At 42.9% G+C, this 16,236-nt stretch carries 13 protein-coding genes; 6 read left to right on the top strand and 7 right to left on the bottom strand.

Features of this window, described 5'->3' with window-relative positions:
* Window positions 1-9: 9 nt before the first annotated feature.
* Both KHN78_RS20985 and KHN78_RS20980 read left to right on the top strand, forming a co-directional pair.
* Window positions 10-1,137: an acyl-CoA dehydrogenase family protein gene (locus tag KHN78_RS20985; RefSeq protein WP_210205363.1), complete on the top strand. Its 1,128-nt coding sequence runs from the start codon at window positions 10-12 to the stop codon at window positions 1,135-1,137.
* Window positions 1,138-1,372: 235 nt separating this feature from the next.
* The gene (locus KHN78_RS20980) at window positions 1,373-2,056 is read left to right on the top strand and encodes a PEP-CTERM sorting domain-containing protein (RefSeq protein ID WP_210205362.1); all 684 of its coding nucleotides are present in this window, start codon (window positions 1,373-1,375) and stop codon (window positions 2,054-2,056) included.
* Window positions 2,057-2,064: 8 nt separating this feature from the next.
* On the opposite strand, the gene KHN78_RS20975 is transcribed toward KHN78_RS20980, so the two are convergent.
* From KHN78_RS20975 to cysD, 3 genes are all read right to left on the bottom strand, one after another.
* Window positions 2,065-3,789, bottom strand: coding sequence for an SLC13 family permease (locus KHN78_RS20975; protein ID WP_210205361.1), 1,725 nt, complete (start codon window positions 3,787-3,789; stop codon window positions 2,065-2,067).
* A 64-nt stretch (window positions 3,790-3,853) separates the two neighbouring features.
* Window positions 3,854-5,305 carry a sulfate adenylyltransferase subunit CysN gene (gene cysN, locus KHN78_RS20970; protein WP_210205360.1) on the bottom strand — a complete coding sequence of 484 codons (1,452 nt, stop codon included), beginning with the start codon at window positions 5,303-5,305 and terminating at the stop codon, window positions 3,854-3,856.
* A 46-nt stretch (window positions 5,306-5,351) separates the two neighbouring features.
* Entirely contained in the window at window positions 5,352-6,260 is a 909-nt protein-coding gene (cysD, locus tag KHN78_RS20965) for a sulfate adenylyltransferase subunit CysD (RefSeq protein WP_210205359.1), read from the bottom strand.
* 486 nt (window positions 6,261-6,746) lie between these two features.
* On the opposite strand from cysD, the gene KHN78_RS20960 reads away from it, so the two are divergent.
* The 4 genes from KHN78_RS20960 (at window position 6,747) to KHN78_RS20945 (ending at window position 12,430) form a co-directional block, all read left to right on the top strand.
* Window positions 6,747-9,755 (top strand): PEP-utilizing enzyme, encoded by a 3,009-nt coding sequence (locus KHN78_RS20960; protein WP_210205358.1) that lies wholly within the window; start codon window positions 6,747-6,749, stop codon window positions 9,753-9,755.
* Window positions 9,752-10,381 (top strand): gamma-glutamyl-gamma-aminobutyrate hydrolase family protein, encoded by a 630-nt coding sequence (locus tag KHN78_RS20955; RefSeq protein WP_210205357.1) that lies wholly within the window; start codon window positions 9,752-9,754, stop codon window positions 10,379-10,381. Before KHN78_RS20960 ends, KHN78_RS20955 begins: the two co-directional genes overlap by 4 nt.
* The gene (locus KHN78_RS20950; protein ID WP_210205356.1) at window positions 10,378-11,157 is read left to right on the top strand and encodes an NTP transferase domain-containing protein; all 780 of its coding nucleotides are present in this window, start codon (window positions 10,378-10,380) and stop codon (window positions 11,155-11,157) included. The genes KHN78_RS20955 and KHN78_RS20950 overlap by 4 nt, the downstream gene beginning before the upstream one ends.
* 190 nt (window positions 11,158-11,347) lie before the next feature.
* Complete coding sequence (locus KHN78_RS20945; RefSeq protein ID WP_211919988.1) at window positions 11,348-12,430, top strand: CDP-glycerol glycerophosphotransferase family protein; 1,083 nt, start codon at window positions 11,348-11,350, stop codon at window positions 12,428-12,430.
* A 26-nt stretch (window positions 12,431-12,456) separates the two neighbouring features.
* Here KHN78_RS20945 and KHN78_RS20940 read toward each other — a convergent pair whose 3' ends face one another.
* From KHN78_RS20940 to KHN78_RS20925, 4 genes are all read right to left on the bottom strand, one after another.
* Complete coding sequence (locus tag KHN78_RS20940; RefSeq protein WP_210205394.1) at window positions 12,457-13,071, bottom strand: PolC-type DNA polymerase III; 615 nt, start codon at window positions 13,069-13,071, stop codon at window positions 12,457-12,459.
* A 125-nt stretch (window positions 13,072-13,196) separates the two neighbouring features.
* On the bottom strand, window positions 13,197-14,210 hold the full coding sequence (locus KHN78_RS20935) for a glycosyltransferase (protein ID WP_210205354.1): 1,014 nt from the start codon (window positions 14,208-14,210) through the stop codon (window positions 13,197-13,199).
* 33 nt (window positions 14,211-14,243) lie between these two features.
* The gene (locus KHN78_RS20930; RefSeq protein ID WP_210205353.1) at window positions 14,244-15,113 is read right to left on the bottom strand and encodes a glycosyltransferase family 2 protein; all 870 of its coding nucleotides are present in this window, start codon (window positions 15,111-15,113) and stop codon (window positions 14,244-14,246) included.
* Window positions 15,114-15,125: 12 nt separating this feature from the next.
* Window positions 15,126-16,223, bottom strand: a complete 1,098-nt coding sequence (locus KHN78_RS20925) for a glycosyltransferase family 4 protein (RefSeq protein WP_210205352.1) — start codon at window positions 16,221-16,223, stop codon at window positions 15,126-15,128.
* Between the last annotated feature and the right edge of the window lie 13 nt (window positions 16,224-16,236).

Raw genomic sequence — 16,236 nt, 5'->3', positions numbered from 1 at the left:
AGAGGTAGAATGAGTTTAGTATATTCTCAAGATGAGTTGATGTTGCTGGAAAGTGCTGAGGGTTTATTGAGAGAACAGAGCCCAGTTTCTGAGCAACGAGCCCTGCGCGATGCCAACACCGATCAAGCGTATAATGATGAGCTTTGGCAAAGTATGGTTGAAATGGGATGGACAGCGATTCCATTTGCAGAGGAGTATGGCGGTCTAGCCTTTGGTTACAAAGGTCTCGGAGCAGTCTTCACTCAGATTGGTCGCAACCTATCGGCATCTCCTTTGTTATCTTCGGTCGTGTTATGTGGCTCTCTTATTGAAAACCTTGGCACAGAATCACAGAAAGATCAGTGGCTGACCGGGGTTATTAGCGGAGACCTCCGTCTTGCGTTGGCATCTGAAGAAAGCCATATCTATGACCCAAAAACGGTCGAGAGTACGCTTAAGCCAACCGCAGACGGCTATGCCCTTAATGGTAAAAAAGTGCTCGTTTCGGATGGCGTTGGTGCAGATGGGTATCTTGTTGTCGCCAAATTGAATAGTCAACTTCGTCTTGTTTATGTGTCGGCCAACAGCGCTGGCGTGTCTGTTGACGCCACCAAGTTAGTGGATGCACGAAATATGGCAAAAGTAACGTTTGATGATGTCGTTATTGGAGAGAATGCCGTACTAGGCAATGCGCAGCAGACTTTCTCGGCACTAGAACTGTCACAAGATTTGGCGAATGCATGTTTATCCGCTGAAATCTTTGGTGCAAGTGAAGCGCTGTTTAATATGACGTTAGAGTATTTAAGAACACGCAAGCAGTTTGATCAATTCATCGGAAGTTTTCAAGCTCTTCAACATCGTGCCGCTGAGAGTTTTGTTGAGATAGAGCTTGCGAAAAGTACCTTGATGAACGCGCTTGCCGCCATTGATGGGGCTGTGGATGAGAAATCCAGAACGAAAGCGGTGAGTTTAGCAAAGTGGAAAGTCAATCAAATGGCTGATCTGGTCACTAAAGAGGCCATTCAAATGCACGGTGGAATAGGCGTGACGGATGAACTGGATGTTGGCTTGTACCTTAAGCGAATCCGTGTCGCACAAATGCACTTAGGTGATGCTGATTATCATCAGATGCGATATCAAACATGCTTGGATGATTAATGGTCTGCTTTTAACTTCAAGAATCATGTTCACGGCCCTTGCTTAGCGAGGGCTTTTTCATATTTGCCTAGCATTATGTTATTTAAGTTATGGAAACCAAACAGTGTCCATATTTTTTACATATGAATGCTAGAATTTTAATGCAATGCAGCTAATGTATTGTTTTAAATAAGTTTGTTTTTTTGGCTTAAACCTTGCTCTAAATAGATAAAAGCCATAAGAGTAAGGATTTATTATGAATGTGAAATCATTGCTTCTTTTTTGCCTTTGCTGTTTTACTTCCAGCACGGTTCTCGCGACCATCGTCTATGATACGTGGACTTCTAATGAGGGGAGTTCAGGTAGCTATATATTTACCGTTAATCATGATCAAACTAATCATCTTTTCAATTATGAATTTACCGTTGATCCTTGGGATGCGGAAGGATTAGGTTTGTTTATTGATTTTGGCGATCAGACGATGCCTGGAAACACTGCTAGCGACATTGGGTTACGTAATGTTACTCCATCTGGAGAGGTAACATTGTGGAATGTCGATACTACGTCAAATAGTTGTGGTGGTGCAGGGTGTAATCTCAATGGTTTAAACCCGAGTTTAGATGCTCCAGATGGTGAATGGGAACTCGTATTTAGATTGGGCAGTCAAGGATTCGATAGTATTCAGACCTTTACATGGACTACGGATGATTTTTCGCTTGGCTTAGATGATTTTGGACTTGTTGGAATAAGGGCGCAACAACAATGCTCTGGCTCCAATACTCTCGATAATGGCGACGGTGGTTGTAGTGGGAGTGACAAATCTTATGGGAGCGCTGGCGGTGTTACGCCTAGAAACATTATTCCCGAGCCGACATCGCTGTTTGTATTTGGCCTTGGTTTGATTGTGCTCAGCATGCTTGGTCGTAGACGCCAACACTAATTTGTTAATTAAAACGGAAAAAAGACAGGGATTAAGGTGAGTACCAAGATCGAGTACACAATCGAGATTGGTACACCCATGCGAATGTAATCAGATAACTTGTAGTTGCCTACGCTATACACAAGTAAGTTGGTTTGATAGCCATATGGAGAAATAAAGCTAGCGCTTGCGCCAAATAGTACGGCCATGATGAAAGGCATAGGGTCTACCCCATAACCCATGGCCATGCTGTAAGCGATGGGAAAACTGAGTGCGGCGGCCGCATTATTGGTGACTAATTCAGTCAATATTAGTGTCATCAAATAGGTAGCAACCAAAGCACCAAATACACCTGAACCATTGAATGTATTGATGAAGAGAGAGCCCATTTGCTCTGAAAGCCCCGACGTTATCATCCATTGGGCGATGGAAAGTGCTGACCCTACAATCATGACGATATCCGTTGGGAAACGTCGTTTTAGATCTGCGATGTGAATAATATCAAAGGCGATCAATGCGATGAGATAGAGCGCGAGTCCTTTGATTATTGGCACAATACCGAGCAAGGTTAATGCGATAACAGTAGCAAAACCTAGGAGAACTCCGGTTGATGTTTTGGCGTCCAAGCGCGTGCCGGCATCGAGATCACTCACCATCATGAATTCTTTTCTATGCGCTTTGCGCTCAGACTCAAAGCGTTTACCAGGTAGTAATATTAACGTATCTCCTGGCTCTAGAGTGATATTACCAAGTCCTCCGTCTAAGCGCTCATGACCACGTCGAATCGCCACCACGGCAGCATCAAATCGGTCTCGAAACCTGCTTTCTTTTAGCGTTTGTTGGCATATAGAGGCTGAAGAACTGATGAAAACTTCGACAAAGTTTTGGCCGTTGACGCTTTGGTTGCCAAAGAGTGTTAAACCGGGAATATCTTGTAACGTGGCGACACTGTCCACTTCTCCACAAAAGAGTAATCGGTCATTTGCCTGCAGCACAAAATCAGGGCCAATCGATGGCATACTGACGCCATTACGCACGACTTCGGCCAAAAAGAGCTTTCGCAGTGCGCGTAGTTTATTTTCACTGATTGTGCGTCCGACTAAATTGGAATTTGGTTCAACTCGAGCTTCTAAAAAGTAGGGCAGTTCATCATGTCCCTGATCATCATAATTAGGGAGTAAATAACTAAGAGGGATCAACACTAATACTCCACCAACGAGAATACAAAGGCCAATGAGTGTCGGAGTGAAAAATGTTAGGCTAGGCAATCCTGCATCTTCTACAAAGCTGTTGATGATCAAATTCGTTGATGTTCCGATGAGTGTCAGCGTTCCTCCAAAAATGGCCGCATAAGAGAGAGGAATAAGAAGTTTTGACGGGGCGTGCTGTTGATTGCGCTTTATTGCACCGAGCATAGAAACCACGACAGCGGTGTTGTTGGTGAATGAAGAAAGTAGCGCTGTCGAAATGCTCATCTTTGCAATGACATGTCCAAGACGTCCCTCAGAGATGTTGCGGCTGACCCAACTGATTAATAGCGTTTTCTCAAGTGCACAGGACACAAGAATGAGCATAACCAAGGTTAATAATGACGGGTTGGTAAAGTTGTTAGCAATCGTTTTTAGCTCTATCATCCCTGTCATAAATGCAATAAAAGCGGCTCCAGCAAAGATATAACTTGGCTTTATTTTTGTTACAAGCAGGCAAGTAATGATGCCGAATAATATGGCGAGTACGAATCCTTGTTCCCACATTGTTCTTCCTTAGAAGCCAGCGCTCGAACACATCAACGCTAACTGATTCAGCGTTTAAATCGATTTACTTTTTTGGTAGTTCACGGATGTCTTTGGCTTCCCAATGAGGGAAGTGTTTACGAATCAGTGCATTGAGTTCGAGTTCAAATGATGAAAAATGATGTTCTGGGGGATGAGTTGAACTGACGGTTTTCAGGGTTGAGGCGAGGCAAGCTTTTATCATTCCTGCACCGACTGTGACATTGGTTAATGGGTCGATAACAATGAAGCCCCCTGTATCCGCACATTCTTGATAGCTATCGATAGGCAAGTCATCAGAGAATTCCCATTCACATAAACCTATTCCATTCAATGGTAACTCTCTTGTTTGATGTTGGGATAGATTATTGATGTCGTACTGATGATGGATATCGATAACGCGACCGTTCGTTTTTTTACCTGCAATTTTGATGTCGTAGTTTCGGTCAGTGGCTAGTGGCTGTTCAGTCATCCAAACGACGTTAGCGACGAGTCGGTTACTCAGTGTGATGTTAGCATGTTCTTTTACCAATAAATCGCCACGGCTAATGTCAATCTCATCATCGAGTGTGACGGTGATGGCTCGGCCTGTGCTTGCTTGTTGGAGGTCGCCATCAAAAGTGACAATACGGGCTATTGAAGATGTCTTCCCTGATGGAAGTACTTTAACCGCGTCCCCAACGTTTAAGGTGCCTGAAGATACGGTCCCTGAAAAACCGCGAAAGTCTAAATTCGGACGGTTTACATATTGTATCGGTAGGCGAAAATCACTTTCCATTTTCACTTGGTTAATGTCGATGCTTTCTAGCAATTCCAATAGCGATGGCCCGTCGAACCAAGATAAGTGATTATTTTTCAGAACGACGTTGTCTCCCTCAAGTGCAGAGATGGGAATGATATGGATATTGATTTTCCCGTTTAGGTGTTTGGCAAAGGCGAGGTAATCGTTACGAATCGTTTCAAAGCATTGTTGTGAGTATCCGACTAAGTCCATCTTATTGATAGCAACCACAAAGTGCTTAATACCGAGCAGGCTTGCTATAAATGAATGACGTCGGGTTTGATCGAGCACGCCTTTCCTTGCGTCGATAAGGATTACGGCAAGCTCACTGGTTGATGCGCCAGTTGCCATATTCCTTGTATATTGCTCATGGCCAGGTGTATCTGCGATGATGAACTTTCTTTTTTGGGTTGAGAAATAACGATACGCCACATCAATGGTGATTCCTTGTTCTCGTTCCGCTTGCAGGCCGTCTACAAGTAATGCTAAATCTGGTCTTTCTCCTGTCGTCCCGACTCGTTGGCTGTCTGAGCGCACAGCAGCAAGCTGATCTTCATAAATTTGCTTTGAGTCATGAAGTAGTCTCCCGATTAACGTACTTTTGCCGTCATCGACAGACCCACAGGTTATAAACCTAAGCATTGATTTGTATTGATGTTGCTTGAGATAGCCGTCAATACCCAGTTCAGCTAATTGAGTTTCTATCGTGCTATTCATTTACTATCCTTAGATTTCTAGCCTTAGGTTTTTAGCCTTAGACTATTCAGAAATAGCCTTGACGCTTTTTGAGTTCCATTGAACCAGAGTGATCGTGATCAATGGCTCTTCCTTGGCGCTCGCTTGAGGTTGCAACGAGCATTTCTTCAATGACTTCTGTCAGTGTTTTTGCATTAGATTCAATAGCACCGGTCAGTGGATAGCAACCTAATGTACGAAAACGTACGCTCCTATGCTGTATGGATTCACCAGGTTTTAGTTTCATGCGATCGTCGTCAACCATAATGAGCATGCCATCGCGTTCAACGACGGGCCGTTTGTCAGCAAGGTATAAGGGTACGATCTCGATATCTTCAAGGTAGATGTATTGCCAAATATCAAGTTCAGTCCAGTTTGATAGAGGGAAAACTCGGATACTTTCTCCTTTGTTGACTTGGCCATTATAAGTTTTCCAGAGCTCAGGACGTTGATTCTTTGGATCCCATGTATGATTTTTATCGCGAAATGAATACACGCGTTCTTTGGCTCTAGATTTTTCCTCATCACGCCTTGCTCCGCCAAAAGCCGCATCAAACCCGTATTGATTTAAAGCCTGTTTTAAACCTTGTGTTTTCATAATATCGGTATGCTTCGATGAGCCGTGAACAAAAGGATTGCATCCCATAGCCAATCCCTCAGGGTTTTTATGGACCAAAAGGTCGAAGCCATATTGTTTGGCAATCCGATCGCGAAAAGCGATCATTTCCTTGAACTTCCAATCAGTATCTACATGGAGGAGAGGGAATGGAATTTTCCCGGGAAAGAACGCTTTCCTTGCGAGATGTAGCATAACCGAAGAGTCTTTCCCGATGGAGTACAGCATCACTGGGTTATCAAACTCTGCGGCAACTTCGCGAATAATATGAATGCTTTCCGCCTCGAGTCGCTGGAGGTGGGTTAGGCGTTGTGGTTCCATACTCTTACATTCCTTGTAAAACTTAACGGCTTGGTCACACCATGTAATCAGATACGCATCATTGAAAAATGATTAACTCTGAAATTTACTATTGCCCTTATATAAAGGTGGTTAATAAATATGAAATTGACAAGTCGAAATGTGCTGAACGGCTTTTCAATCACAATTTTGTAGCAAGGTTTCTCAAAAATCCCAACTTTCGAGATCTGCCGTATCGAACGTAATGCCTTAATTAAACGCGGATGCTTAAACAGCGTGTGTTCTTCTATCCGTAGTGTATGAGGTGATAGGATGTTTTTACGCACAACTGAAAAGTTCGTTCTACTATATTACATAGTGTTTCGGAGAAGCTGGGTTATTTATTATTTGATTTAGCTTTGTACGATAGTAGGTATTGTCATTTGGACTCGATGACAAGAGAAATGTTATTCCGGTAATTTGCTTACTTATCGACTCAGTTCATTCCGCACACTGATTAATCTATGGATGGAATTAGGATGGTGGCGAGTGAATGTGTATATATTGGGTGCGGGTGCCCCAAAACGAGGAAATAAACCTTCTGCATTAATCAACATCTCTGCAAATATGAGGGCGATGGATTGGCAACTTCATAGTTTTGATAGTATCACTCAGCCCAGTCATCTCTTTTTTTTGGGTGGTTATCAGATAGAGGAAGTTGCGCAGCAATATCCAGAACTTAATTTTGTCATCATGCCCGAATGGAAAAGTTCTACACCACTCGATACTTTTTTATCTGCTCCCCATTTTGATTCTTCTTGCATTGTGACGTATGGGGATACGATTTTCAGGCATGAATTTATTAAAGAATTTAGGGTACTAGAATCAGACGTGACGGTCGTTGTCGACTCCCACTGGCTCGATAGATATTACGGTCGAAAAAGGGAAGACATAGAAAAAGCAGAAGTGTTGATTGTCGAGAGTGAACTGTTTGAATTTACGGGTTTGATGTATTTCGGTGAGCGAGCCGTGAGTATCATTAACCGTCTTTCGGACGACGAAAAACACCAACTAATCGGTAAAAAATTACTCGATATTATTCCCGTTCTAGAAGCGTATGGTTTGACGATAAATTATCGTGATGTCAAAGGAGATTGGACGGAGTTTAATTCGCCCAGAGATATCGCTAATTTTGTCATGGGTACGAAAGCAGACACACTTTCTCGCTTAGAGGGGATGGTTAAAAGTAGCTTTATTGGCGAGCAATACAGCTTTACCGTTGATCAGTGGGTAGCGGACTATCGCACGGTATTACATGACATCACGCAGCGATTTGCCAACAAACGTCTTGTGGTAAGAAGCAGTTCCAAAGGTGAAGATAACTGGGGCCGCTCTAATGCTGGAGGTTTCGATAGTATTCTTGATGTTGATTGCGATGATGCCATACAACTGAGCTCAGCTATCGAAACCGTGATTGATTCTTATGGACCGTCATTGGGGGCTGGAGAGCAAATTCTGATCCAAGAATTTTTGCATGATGTCGTCATGTCCGGGGTGGTATTTACTTGTACTCTCGAATCCGGCGCGCCTTACTATCGGTTTAATTTTGATGATTCGACGCAGTCTACAGAGTCGGTTACTTCTGGACGGGGGACGGATTTAAGGACGGTGTTAGTTTGTAAGTATAAGCCGGACATGCTTAGTGACGTAGAACCCAAGTTAGCTCCCGTATTGAAAGCGGTTCAAGAGTTAGAGTCTCTGCTTGGTTTCGATAAGCTCGACATCGAGTTTGCTGTTGACTCCCAAGGAAACGTGCACATATTTCAAGTCCGCCCGGTGCTACTAAGAGGCGATGATGCTGAGGTTGAACAAGACAAAATCATCGACGCTCTTCAAAGTAGCGTGTCTCGTTTTAGTGAATTGCAAGCGAAGCCTCCTTTTGCGTTTGGTGATAAAACGATTTTTGCCAATATGCCGGATTGGAACCCAGCGGAGATCATCAGTACACGACCAAAACCACTGTCACTTAGCTTGTACCAATACCTTATCGTCAATGATGTCTGGGCCAAGCAAAGGGCTGAATATGGATATAAAGATGTGCGTCCATTGCCATTAATCATAAGTTTTGTAGGGCACCCTTATGTGGATGTTCGAGCCAGTTTTAGCTCTTTTATTCCAAATAGTGTGCCCGACGAATCTGCAACGAGAATTGTGAATGCTTATATTGACATGTTAGGTGCGAATCCAAGCCTTCACGATAAAGTGGAGTTTGACATTGCTTTTACAACATGGACACCGGAGTTTAAGCGTGAGGCGGTGAAAAGGCTGAAACCTTATGGTGTTTTGGAATCTGACTTATCTCACTTAGAGCAAGGACTGAAGGTTATTACCCGACAAGCGCTTACTCGATTAGATGCCGATATTGCTTCCGTTGATCTCCTCCCAGTTCGACGACAAATATGTCTGGATTCCACCGCCCCTGACTTAGATAAAGTATTTACCTTGCTCGATGATGCCAAGCGGTATGGCACGCTCGCATTTTCTCATGCTGCAAGAGCGGGGTTTGTGGCGCGAACATTACTGAATAGTTTGGTGCAAAGTGGAGGTATATCTAAAGAGCGAAGCCTGTTGTTTATGAGCAGTTTTGACACGGTAGCTGGAGAGTTTGAAAAAGATAAAGCTCGATTCGCGATGGGCGAATTGACGCTCGGAGAATTATTGGATTCCTATGGTCATTTAAGGCCAGGAACTTATGAAATTACTACGCCAGCTTATTGGGAAAGGCCAGAGCAGTACTTGATACCGAAAGATGCACATTCTTGTCACCAACAAACAGCAGTAGAAATTGAGCTTACGGGCTCTGAATTGCTCGCCTTGGGGGCTCTACTAGAAGAGTTAGAATCGGTGCTCAGTACTGATGCTTTTGTTGAGTTTTTAATCCGAGCCACACAAGAACGAGAAAGAGTGAAATTTGAAGTAACCAAGAACCTAAGTAAGGCGTTTGATTACTTAGTGAAATGGGGACAGAGTGTTGGGTTAAGTCGTTCGGATCTGTCTTATTTAACCCACGCTGATATAGAAAGTTTACGCTTAAACCGCATCACCACCATCGATTTACCAAAACTTGTAAGCCAAAGAAAGGCCGGTTATCAAGTCACGAAGTTGATAGAACTCCCATCATTCATTAATGAAGAATCACAGTTTTACTGTTTTGAAAGGCATTCATCGCTGCCCAACTATATTGGTTTAAAAAGCGTGACAGCAGAGGTGGCAATACTCTCAGATGAAAGATCGTATTTTAAAGGAAAAATTGTCATGATCCCTCAAGCAGATCCAGGCTATGACTGGCTTTTTGGGCACGAAATTGCTGGGCTCATTACTCAATTTGGTGGCGCCAATTCACATATGGCGATTCGTGCCGCTGAGATTGGTTTACCGGCTGCCATTGGTGTTGGAGAGAAACTTTATGAAACCCTTCAAGCTTGCCATAAATTGCGTTTGGACTGTTTAGGTCAAACGTTGCGGGCCGTTAAATGAGACGGATCGGCATCAGTCAAAGAGTCGATGTTATCGAAAGCTATGGTGAGCGGCGTGATGCGCTTGATCAGCGTTGGTATGAGCTTGTTATTGCTCTAGGGTGTATGCCAGTGCCCCTTCCCAATATTCCTCGTCATTTGGTCAGGGAACTAATGGATGGGCTTAATCTAGCGGGCGTTATTCTGTCGGGGGGGAACAACATTGCAGAACTGGATTTCCATGCCTTGGATATTGCGACAGAGCGAGATGAGTTCGAGCGAGCTTTGATTCAATACACCATAGAAACGGATACTCCTCTACTTGGGGTCTGCCGCGGCATGCAATTCATCAATCATCACTTAGGTGGCAGTGTGGAGAGGATTAAAGGACATGTGGCTGTCGAACATGAACTGATCATGTTAAAGCGAGAGTTTGATCTGCCTCGAACGGTGAACAGCTTCCACCACTGGGCGATTCCAAGTAATGGCCTTGCACATGGGCTAGTGCCCTTGGCAGCTGACACTCAAGGTAACATTGAAGCATACATGCATAAGGAACGTAATGTCGTCGGGATCATGTGGCACCCGGAACGCGTTAAAACCTTTGATGTACGAGATATTAACTTATTGAAAAGAATCTTTTTATGACAAAAGCATTAATTTTAGCCGCAGGAGAGGGGACGAGACTGCGTCCACTGACGGAGAATAAACCCAAATGTTTGGTCAAGCTAATAGGGAAATCCTTGCTCGAGAGGCAAATAGAGAGCCTGACAAGTCAAGGTATTGAAGATATTCACTTGGTAACGGGGTATTACGCAGAGCAACTTGAAGCCCTTGGGTTTAGTACCAGTCACAATGAAAATTATCATAAAACAAACATGGTAGAGAGCTTGTTCTCTGCCATGACGTTTATTGCGAAATGCAATGAAGATCTGATTATTAGCTATGGTGATATCGTGTATAGCCCGGCTAACTTAAACGCGCTTCTTGCTTCGCAGGCGGATGTCTCACTAATGATCGACAAAAATTGGCATGAGCTTTGGTCACTGAGAATGGAGAATCCGCTTGATGACGTAGAAACATTGGTTTTAGATGACGATGGGTACATCGTCGAACTCGGTAAAAAGCCAGAAAATTATCAACAAATTCAAGGGCAGTACACGGGGCTTATTAAGATAAGAAAAGATAAAATTGAGGATTTCGTCAAGAGTTATCAAAATTTGGACCGCTACTCTCTCTATGATGGGAAAGACTTTTACAATATGTATATGACCAGTTTTCTTCAAATCCTTATTAATCAACACTGGAAAATTAAAGCGGTGGAAGTGAACTCTGGTTGGTTAGAGGTTGATTCTATTGATGACTTGAAAGCGTATGAAACGCTCCATGCGAACAATCAGCTAGACTCTTTATATAAGGTTTAACCTTGTGTTTATTGATTCTATTTCGTCAAATTCCATTGCACGAGGGGTGTGGGATAGAATTAAAAAGTATCGAACGCTATTAAAGATCGCGGCGTCTAAACCTTATCATTACATGGAAATAAAACGGGTTAGGAAGAAAGTGCGGCAAGGGGGTAGGGTCAATGTTGTTTTTCTCGTACTAGAAAAAAGTATGTGGAAAACGGATTTGCTTTATCAAGCAATGGAAAATCATCCTGCATATTGCCCATCTATCCTAGTTGTCCCCCGTTGTAATGCAGATGACATCGAAGCCAATACGAAAAAAACAGAATTACATTTTTTAACCAAAGGTTATCGAGTGAGAATGGCGATGACGGGGAAAGACAGCCACACAGACGATGAGCTGCTCGATGGTGACATTATTTTTTTTACTCACCCCCATAATGACTCTCTAGAACGGTTTTCAATCGCTCATCTTAGAAATAAGCTTACTTGCTATGTACCTTATTTTGAAATGTTGGATGTGAATTACTCAATTCACTTTAATGGCCCAACGGAAAACTTGGTTTGGAAGTTTTTTCAAATTAATGAACTGCACAAACACATTGCTGAGGAGCATGCTTATAATCGCGGTCGTAATATTGATGTGGTTGGTTACCCTGCAACCGAAGCGCTATACAATGATCAATCTTACGACAACCCTTGGAAGCGCCCGGAGCTGAAGAAAATCATTTTTGCGCCTCATCATAGCATTTCGAATAGCAGCTTTTTGTCTAATTCCACATTTATTGAAAACGCAGATTATCTTAGAGAGTTAGCGATTCGATATTCAGGACGCGTTAATTTTGCGTTTAAGCCTCATCCATTATTAAAAGATAAGCTCTATCGACACCCAGATTGGGGCGTTAAAAAAACGGATGAATACTGGGCATTTTGGTCATCGAAACCAAATCTGCAATTGGAAGAGGGGGAATACGTTGGCTTGTTCAGAGAGTCAGACGCCATGATCCATGATTGCACATCGTTTATTACTGAGTATTTGTACACAGGTAAGCCTGCGCTTTACCTCAACCCGTCAATTAGAGATCGGCTAAATGATTACGGTAAGTTAGGGTATGATGCTATCCCAAAAGTTAAAGAGCCCACGGATATTGATAGGTTCATTCGTTCTATTATTAATGGTGACAGCGTAACGCATAATGCTAGGTTACAGGATAAGCTAAGGCCAGCGCTGTCACCAACGACTCATATTATGCAGATTCTTAATAAAACCTTTGTCGGAACTCGCGAATAGTAAAGTATCGTTTGAGTAAGAGTCCGCTAAGCTCTGCTTTTAGTGAGCAGTAGATCCACTTTACCTTTTGCAGTTTTGCTAATGGTTTGCATAAACTGAAAGCTTGGTTTTTTGACTCCGTATTTTTCTAGATCCGCAATCATGCTGAGCCAAAGTTTGGATGTCATTTGCGCGTCGGCTAATGCTCTGTGAAAGACACCGTCGTTATCGATGCTTTTGTAACGAACTAGCTCACCTAATTTGTGTGAAGGTGCATTTTGAATCAGCCTTCTTGCCACCAGTAAGGAGCACGCAAACTCGCCTGTATAACCAAGGCTGATTCTATCGAGTTCTGCATCTAAAAATCGTTTGTCGAACGATGCGTTGTGAGCGATAAGGTTTTCACCTGCAATGAACTCACTAAACGATGCCATCACTTCATCACAACTTGGTGCTGTTCGTAGCATGTTATTGGTGATGCCCGTATAACTTTCAATGAATGAACTCACTCGAAAGCCAGGGTTCATGAGTTGTTGAAAACTATCCACTACCTCACCATTGACTAATTTAACCGCACCAATTTCTATTGCGCGGTCACCCAAATTCGGAGAAAGGCCCGTGGTTTCAAAGTCGAGTACGACGACGGAATTTGCTTGAGGCATGAATTTTTCCAACTAACCGTATTTCTTACTAAACCGAATGTTCTATTACATCCGGAGTGTCTAACTAAAGAATGATGTGCGCGAGTATCTTCGAAATCAAGAGAAAAGAAAAGGTAGTAGACCCATTAAGAAAAACTCTCGTCGAAGAAATGCTTTACGTTGGTTTCGAATTGAGATGTCAACTCAAGGTATCGATGTCGACTGTTTTCAGACATGGTTAGGAAATCTTCTAAAGGCATCTTGGTCAGTTTTTGGATTGTGTTCTCAAGATCCGTTTGGTCAATTTTGAAGCCTTTTGCTCGGTATTGATTTTCTCCGTTTCGGCAGCTGACTAGGAATCCGCAACTTGGCGTGACGAGTTCATTCATAGGAGCACCATCTGTTGTTAACACCACTGCACCGGTAGAAAGCGCCTCAACGATGTAGTGACCAAATCCTTCCATTTCAGATACACAAAGATGCACGCCGTGGCTGTTCATTAGCGTTAGTAAGTCTTCGCCCGTTTGGTTGTCGGTGATTAAGTGAATATTTTCGATATTTCTTGCTGCTTGAATATGATCATCAACAGTAGTTTGTAATGTGAGTGTGGGCCATTCGGGATGTCGTTTCCATGCTTCAATCACAGATAATGTGCCTTTCTTTTCACTTTTCCCAGCAAGGTGCAAATAGCAGTTGAAGTCTTTCCCACCTTTGTAGTGATGGCGATCAAGAGAACTAAAGCCTAGGTAGTGGGCTCGTTCTTCCATATCCGAAAAAGCGCGCAAAGCATCTTTTGTTTTGCAAAGAAGTACAATGCGTTTGTTAGCTAACGTGGTTTTCTCAGTGTGAGAGCGAAACCAGTCCTGATTAGGTATCAAATAGTTCTGAGAAGCAGCCCAAACTAATTTAGATTGCACTTCTTCCATATGAATAAAAACGAGCGTTTTTCCTCGTAATCTTTGCGCGAAAAGCTTAAATAATGCGAGTGCTTTTTGAAATGAACTTTCTTTTCCTAACAACAGGTTTGAGCGGACGTTAGGAAAGGCTTTTCTTAACGCAGACTGAAATACCACGGAGTCATTCTCTAAACCTAGAGAATTGCCACTTAGGATCGCAACATGAATTTTTTGAGTTTGTTTCACTGTCGGTGTTTTCTTCATTTGTCTCACTTAGGCTTATGGGGTCATGCTCAGTTAGTTTTTGATCTTTACATAATTGATCATGTCAAAAGGGCTATTTTTAGATTTCAGCCTTAGGTGATTAAATTTTACGTTGCAGTAAATATGGTCAATGTTGTCTGGCAGCGACTCAAAGGTATCGTAGTAATTGAGATGCTCGCGTATCGCACTTTGTTGGAGGTGACGCAAGCTGTAGCGATGCAAACGTCGAATGTACTGATAAATATTTTTAACACTGGTTGGTGTGAGACGATGGTAATAAAACTGGGCGCCTTCACAGCCTTGCAAGAGGCCATGTGTCACACCGTTAGATAATCTAAAATTGTGGCTTGCTACCCAAGCTAAAAGGCTATCATCACCAATTAATCCAACAGGCAATCTAAAGTTGAGTTGATATAATCTTTCCAAGAATCGTGGAGTGAGCGCATAAAAATTTCCGCTTAAAGCCTCCCCGTTGAGCGTTTTTTGGATAGTATCGTTAGTGGTTCGTCCTTGTGTTTTTGGAATACCTGCAATGATATAACTTTCGGGGTGATCTGAATAAAACTGGGCAATACTCATAAGTGACTGAGGGGTAATTGTACAATCCCCATCAATAAACACACTGGTTAGTAAGGCTCGTTCTCCGAGCTCAACAGCGAAGTTCCATGCGTTTGCTTTGTCACCAAACTTGAGGTGATAAACATTCCACTCGGCTTTGTCTTTTACGTATTGTTCTGATACTTGATAGGTGTTATCAGTACACCCATTACAAATGATATTCACTTCTGCATGGTGGCCGTCCATTTGTAAGATCGATTGAGCGATAGAGTCGAGGCAGCGTTCAATAAAGTCTTCTTCATTGTAAGCGAGCACATTAATTCTCATTTTTAGCGGTTTATTCATCGCCGGCTTACCTCATAGTTGATGGATCATGGATGTCCATTTTTGGATGATAATATCAGGGGTGTAGTCCTTTGATCTTTGGTGGGCTAGCTGACCAAATTGCGCCCTAAGAGATGGGTCCAATAAAAAGCATTCGATGGTCTTCGCCATAGTATCGATATCATGATAAGGAAGCAGTTTACCAAATTGGTCGGCAATGATTTCCGATGGCCCCATGGGGCAATCGAAAGCGATGACGGGTAACCCTTGGCCCATTGCTTCAATAAGTGTTAATCCAAACCCTTCATAGCGAGAGCTCAAAACATACATAGACGCATGTTTGTATTCGATTTCAATATTGTTTGATTCAGAAATAAGCTCGACGTTGTTTTCTAACTTAAGGGCTTTGATCAGTCGTTCTAACTCTGGTTTGGCACTTCCGGTAGGGCCGACGATTCTTAGCTTCCAACCTATTGTTGAGGCTTGGTCTATTTTTGCCCAAGATTGAATGAGTAAGTCAAACCCTTTTTGCGCGGTCATACGGCCCACGGCCAACACGATATTTTGTCGTTCTGATGTCTGAACATGATCAACGCGTGTAACTGGAAGAGGGTTCGGGATCACCGCTATTTTTTGAGGAGAGGCTTGCAGGGTGTTAATCCAGTGCTGTTTGTCACTGTTGGTCAGTACAATGATTTTTTTACACAATAGAGAAGCCATGCGGCGACCAAACCAACGACTACCAAATCGGGTACAAATTTCTGAGTTAAAGTGCTCCCATGCAATATGATTTTTCTTAAATAGCGGAATGGCTGAATACAAGCACATTTGAGTATCGCAACTGATGATGAGATCTGGCTGATTCTGTTTAACCACGCGTGAAATAGCAAATGGGAGTATTAAGTGGTGACGCTTCGCTGGGGACTTAGTAAATAATTGCTGGCGACGAACGGCTTTATCTAGAGGAAAAAATGGCGTGAGTCTCCCCTCGTGACGACTGATGATGGCCACGTCAAAACCAGTAGCACTCAACTCATTGGCAATCATGGTACACATTCTTTCAGTACCGCCAAGCGCTGTTATATCGTTGATCAAAAAGAGGACACTAACTTTGTTGCTCGTTTCGTTCACATGGACATCCTTG

The organism is Vibrio sp. B1REV9 (genome assembly GCF_905175395.2).
Taxonomy (GTDB): Bacteria; Pseudomonadota; Gammaproteobacteria; order Enterobacterales; family Vibrionaceae; genus Vibrio; species Vibrio alfacsensis.
This window is presented reverse-complemented; position numbering and strand designations above follow the sequence as displayed.

Coding starts and splice junctions, on each gene's coding strand:
- KHN78_RS20950 (WP_210205356.1), top strand. CDS start 10,378: ATGACAAAAGCATTAATTTTAGCCGCAGGAGAGGGGACGAGACTGCGT.
- KHN78_RS20930 (WP_210205353.1), bottom strand. CDS start 15,113: ATGAATAAACCGCTAAAAATGAGAATTAATGTGCTCGCTTACAATGAA.
- KHN78_RS20975 (WP_210205361.1), bottom strand. CDS start 3,789: ATGTGGGAACAAGGATTCGTACTCGCCATATTATTCGGCATCATTACT.
- KHN78_RS20940 (WP_210205394.1), bottom strand. CDS start 13,071: ATGCCTCAAGCAAATTCCGTCGTCGTACTCGACTTTGAAACCACGGGC.
- KHN78_RS20985 (WP_210205363.1), top strand. CDS start 10: ATGAGTTTAGTATATTCTCAAGATGAGTTGATGTTGCTGGAAAGTGCT.
- cysD (WP_210205359.1), bottom strand. CDS start 6,260: ATGGAACCACAACGCCTAACCCACCTCCAGCGACTCGAGGCGGAAAGC.
- KHN78_RS20955 (WP_210205357.1), top strand. CDS start 9,752: ATGAGACGGATCGGCATCAGTCAAAGAGTCGATGTTATCGAAAGCTAT.
- KHN78_RS20980 (WP_210205362.1), top strand. CDS start 1,373: ATGAATGTGAAATCATTGCTTCTTTTTTGCCTTTGCTGTTTTACTTCC.
- KHN78_RS20960 (WP_210205358.1), top strand. CDS start 6,747: ATGGAATTAGGATGGTGGCGAGTGAATGTGTATATATTGGGTGCGGGT.
- KHN78_RS20935 (WP_210205354.1), bottom strand. CDS start 14,210: ATGAAGAAAACACCGACAGTGAAACAAACTCAAAAAATTCATGTTGCG.
- KHN78_RS20945 (WP_211919988.1), top strand. CDS start 11,348: ATGTGGAAAACGGATTTGCTTTATCAAGCAATGGAAAATCATCCTGCA.
- cysN (WP_210205360.1), bottom strand. CDS start 5,305: ATGAATAGCACGATAGAAACTCAATTAGCTGAACTGGGTATTGACGGC.